Source organism: Streptomyces sp. NPDC059003, from assembly GCF_042740445.1.
Taxonomy (GTDB): domain Bacteria; phylum Actinomycetota; class Actinomycetes; order Streptomycetales; family Streptomycetaceae; genus Streptomyces.
This window is the reverse complement of sequence record NZ_JBHYJH010000337.1, coordinates 1-4,419: the sequence shown is the minus strand read 5'-3', so window position 1 is coordinate 4,419 and position 4,419 is coordinate 1. Positions and strand designations below refer to the sequence as shown.

4 protein-coding genes are annotated in these 4,419 nt (G+C 72.1%); 2 read left to right on the top strand and 2 right to left on the bottom strand.

Annotation, left to right across the window (positions count from 1 at the left end; genetic code table 11):
- Positions 1-177 precede the first annotated feature (177 nt).
- Positions 178-1,599, bottom strand: a complete 1,422-nt coding sequence (locus ACFWZ5_RS44895; RefSeq protein WP_384806280.1) for an amidase — start codon at positions 1,597-1,599, stop codon at positions 178-180.
- Positions 1,600-1,716: 117 nt separating this feature from the next.
- Between ACFWZ5_RS44895 and ACFWZ5_RS44890 the strand changes: the two genes are divergently transcribed.
- Positions 1,717-2,292 carry a Uma2 family endonuclease gene (locus tag ACFWZ5_RS44890; protein ID WP_384806278.1) on the top strand — a complete coding sequence of 192 codons (576 nt, stop codon included), beginning with the start codon at positions 1,717-1,719 and terminating at the stop codon, positions 2,290-2,292.
- Between the two features lie 60 nt (positions 2,293-2,352).
- Here ACFWZ5_RS44890 and ychF read toward each other — a convergent pair whose 3' ends face one another.
- Positions 2,353-3,441, bottom strand: coding sequence for a redox-regulated ATPase YchF (gene ychF, locus ACFWZ5_RS44885; RefSeq protein ID WP_384806276.1), 1,089 nt, complete (start codon positions 3,439-3,441; stop codon positions 2,353-2,355).
- A 256-nt stretch (positions 3,442-3,697) separates the two neighbouring features.
- Between ychF and ACFWZ5_RS44880 the strand changes: the two genes are divergently transcribed.
- Positions 3,698-4,351, top strand: a complete 654-nt coding sequence (locus tag ACFWZ5_RS44880) for a DUF6542 domain-containing protein (protein WP_384806274.1) — start codon at positions 3,698-3,700, stop codon at positions 4,349-4,351.
- Positions 4,352-4,419 lie beyond the last annotated feature (68 nt).

Below are 4,419 nucleotides of genomic sequence, written 5' to 3'. Positions count from 1 at the left end.
GCATCGTCCTCGTACTGGGCGTACGTGGGCGGTGCGACAACGCGGCGAGGTGCCGCACCAGGCGTCGCGGGCCCGGCCTGATCCGAAAGACACGCCCTAGCCCCCCTGACTGGCCCGGGACGCCCCGAAGCCCCCGCCCGACCGGGCGGGGGCTTCCGCCATGCCGGCCCGCCGGCGTCAGACCGCTGTCGGCCGCCGGCGCCCCCACCCCGTAGCGCCCTCGAAGGCGGCCCCCGCCTCCAGGACGGCCCGTTCGGCCCGCGGCGGCCCCACGATCTGCACGCCCACCGGCAGCCCGGCCGCCGTGAAGCCGGCGGGCACGGACAGCGCGGGCGCCCCGAGCAGCGACAGCCAGGAGCACGACCGCATCCAGTCGATGTACGTCTCCTGCGGCCGCCCGTCGACGACCCGCGGGTACTCCAGGTCCACGTCGAAGGGCGCGACCTGGCTCACGGGCGCGAGCAGCACGTCGTACCGCTCGAAGAACGCGGACGCGGCGAGCAGGATGCGGGTGTGCTCCGCCGTCGCCCTGGCGATGTCGCCGCCGGTGAGCCTCCGCCCCTCCGCGATGTTCCAGGCGACGGTCGCCTTCACCTGACCGGGGAACTCGTCGAGCACCGCCCCGAGCCCGAGGACGAACGCCTGCGCGCGCAGCGTACGGAACACGAAGTCGGCGCCGTCCAGGTCCGGGCAGTCCTCCTCGACCCGCCACCCGAGCCCCTCGAACACCGCGCCCTGCCGGTCCAGTACGTCCCGCACGTCCGGGTCGACCGGAACCCGCCCGCCCAGGTCGGGCGCCCACGCGACCCGCAGCCCGCGCGTGTCGCGCGCGAGGGGCGCACGGAAGGAGTCGGCGGCGGGCGTCTCCAGGGACAGCGGACACCGCGGATCGGGCCCGGCCATGACCGACAGCAGGAGCGCGACGTCGGCGACCGTGCGGCCCATCGGCCCCGGGACGGTGAGGGCGTCCCGGACGTTCAGGGTCGGGTACGCGGGGACGCGCCCCGGAGTGGGGCGCAGCCCGACGACGTTGCAGAAGGAGGCGGGGTTGCGCAGCGAGCCGCCCATGTCGCTGCCGTCGGCGAGCGGCTGGAGCCCCGCCGCGAGCGCGGCCGCCGCTCCCCCGCTGCTGCCGCCCGCGGACCGGCCGAGGTCGTACGGGTTGCGCGTCGCGCCGAACACGGGGTTGAAGGTGTGGGAACCGGCCCCGAACTCCGGCACGTTGGTCTTGCCGACCCGCACCGCCCCCGCGTCCTGCATCCGCCGCACCACCAGCTCGTCCTCGTCCGGCACGTGCTCGGCGAACACCGGCGACCCCAGCGTGGTGCGCATCCCCCGTGTGAGATGCACGTCCTTGAAGGCGACGGGCAACCCGTGCAACGGCCCCACGGCCTCCCCCCTGGCCAGCCGCTCATCGGCCCGCCCCGCCGCGGCGAGCGCCCCCTCCCCATCGAGCGTGACGATGGCGTTCACCACCGGATTCACCCGCTCCACCCGCCCGAGCTGAGCCCCCACCACCTCCCGCGCGGACACCTCCCGCTCCCGCACCATCCGAGCGAGCTCCACGGCATCGAGAAAACAGAGATCGTCATCGTCCATGGGGGCCACGGTGGGGGTGCGGGGGTGGGGCGTCAATGGGGCGGGCACCGGAGGGGACGGGCGGCCCGAACACACATTCCCGACGCCAGGCCCGCCGCTGCTCGGTACGGTTGGAGCATGACCGCAGTGCCCGACTGGATGCGCCCGCCGCGTGAGGAAGGCTGGTTCGCGGAGGATCTTGACCGCCTTCCGGAAGCCCCTCGCCACACCGAGCTGATCGACGGAGCCCTCGTCCTCATGATGTCCCCGCAGCGGTGGTGGCATGGCCACCTCGTCACCATGCTCACCGTCGCGCTCATGGAACAGGCGCCCGCAGGCATCAGGATCGGCCGCGAGATGACCATCAGGCTCGACGAGCGCAACCGGCCCGAGCCGGATCTGCTGGTGACGAGCGCAGAGTACGACGCTGCCCGTACCTGGTTCACGCCGGACGAAGTCAGCCTCGTCGTCGAGGTCGTCTCCCCCGAATCCGCCCACCGGGACCGCACGGTGAAACTCCGCAAGTACGCCGCGGCAGGCATCCCGCACTACTGGCGCATCGAAGACGAAGACGGTGCCCCCGTCGTCCACGCCTACGAACTCGACGAACCCACCAGCGCCTACGCCCCCGCCGGAATCTTCCGCCACACCCTCCAGCGAGAGCTCCCCTTCGAGATCGGCATCGACCTCGACAAGCTCACGCCTGGACGCTGAAAGGGGCCGGGCTCGACAGAGCCCGGCCCCTTTCGACGGTTCGGACGTCGCTGCGGAACGTCAGACGTTGAAGCGGAACTCCACCACGTCCCCGTCCTGCATCACATAGTCCTTGCCCTCCATGCGGGCCTTGCCGGCCGCGCGGGCCTCGGCCACCGAGCCCGTTTCGACCAGGTCGGCGAAGGAGATGACCTCGGCCTTGATGAAGCCCTTCTGGAAGTCGGTGTGGATGACACCGGCCGCCTCGGGGGCCGTCGCGCCCTTCTTGATGGTCCAGGCGCGGGACTCCTTCGGGCCCGCCGTGAGGTAGGTCTGCAGGCCGAGGGTGCGGAAGCCGACGCGGGCCAGCGTGGCGAGGCCGGGCTCCTCAGCGCCGACGGACTGGAGGAGCTCCAGGGCGTCCTCCTCGTCGAGCTCGGCGAGGTCGGCCTCCAGCTTGGCGTTGAGGAAGATCGCCTCGGCGGGGGCGACCAGGGCGCGCTGCTCGGCCTTGAAGGCGTCGTCGGTCAGCTCGTCCTCGTCCACGTTGAAGACGTAGAGGAACGGCTTGGTGGTGAGGAGGTGCAGGTCGTGGAGGAGCTCCTCGTTGCCGCTGCCCTGGACGATTCCGGCCGAGAAGAGCGTGTCGCCCTTCTCCAGGATTTCCTTCGCCGCCTCGACCGCCGCCACCTTCGGAGCGATGTCCTTCTTGATCCGCGACTCCTTCTGGAGGCGCGGCAGGACCTTCTCGATGGTCTGGAGGTCGGCGAGGATCAGCTCGGTGTTGATCGTCTCGATGTCGTCCTTGGGCGAGACCTTGCCGTCGACGTGCACGACGTTCTCGTCCTTGAAGGCGCGGATGACCTGGCAGATCGCGTCGGACTCGCGGATGTTCGCGAGGAACTTGTTGCCCAGGCCCTCGCCCTCGCTCGCGCCGCGCACGATGCCCGCGATGTCGACGAAGTCGACCGTCGCCGGGAGGATCTTCTGGGAGCCGAAGATCTCGGCCAGCTTCGTGAGCCGGTCGTCCGGGACGCCGACGACGCCCACGTTCGGCTCGATCGTCGCGAACGGGTAGTTGGCCGCAAGGACGTCGTTCTTGGTCAGGGCGTTGAACAGGGTCGACTTGCCGACGTTGGGCAGACCGACGATTCCGATCGTGAGCGACACGTTGCGACTTCCCGTACGTGAGAGCTGGAGGGGGACTGGCGTGAGGGCCGCGCGCCCTCGTCGTCCGGGGCCCTCGTCGGTGCTCGTCGGCCCTCGATGTCGGCCCTCGATGTCTGAGGCGCGATCCACCAGTCTACGGTGTGACGGCCACCGCGCCCCGCCCGCGTACGCCTGACTGTCGAACGCTTCGCCAAGCTCGGCCAAAACGCGTGTCCCAATGCCGGTTCCCCGGGCGGCGCCGACCTAGGTTGGACCGGTGGAGCAACACAGGACCCGTACCCCGAGCGCCCGGCCGCGCCGTACCGCGCCCCTGCCCGAGCAGGGCAGCCCCGCGGAGTCGGCGACGGTCTACCGGGCCGCCTCCCGTCCGCGCCCGTCGTCGACCCGGCTCGGCCGCGCCCTGCGCAGGACCCCGCTGTACCGCAGGCTGCGCCGGATGCCGCTGTACCGCGCCCTGCGCCGGATGCCGAACCCCCGTCTGACCGGGCTCGGCGGCGGGCTCTTCGCCGCCGCTGTCATGTTCCTGCTCGCATGCCTGCTGCGGCTGCTCTTCGGCAGCTCGATCGTCGCGTACGGATTCTTCTTCCTGCCCGTGAGCGCGCTCACGGCGCTGTGGGTGCGGCCCGCCGACCTGGTGACCGCCCCCGTCGCCGTGCCGATCGCCTTCGCGGCCGGGATCCTCCCGATCGCCGACGGCACCGGCGGCTTCGGCGGCCAGTTCATGGGCCTGCTCACCTCGCTGGCCCTGCATGCGGGCTGGCTGTACGGCGGCACGTTGGTCGCCGGCTCCATCGTGACCGTCCGCAAGCTCCGGCTGATGGGGCGGGAGCGGCGACGGCGGCGGCCGCCTCAGCAGGGGCAGCCGCAGGCGGGGAGTCGGGCGCCGGGGCGGCGGGTTCCGGCGTCGTAGCGTGCCCTCGCGGGGGCGCCCCAGGCCCACCCCTTCCCGAACCAGGGGGGCTCCGCCCCCCTGGACCC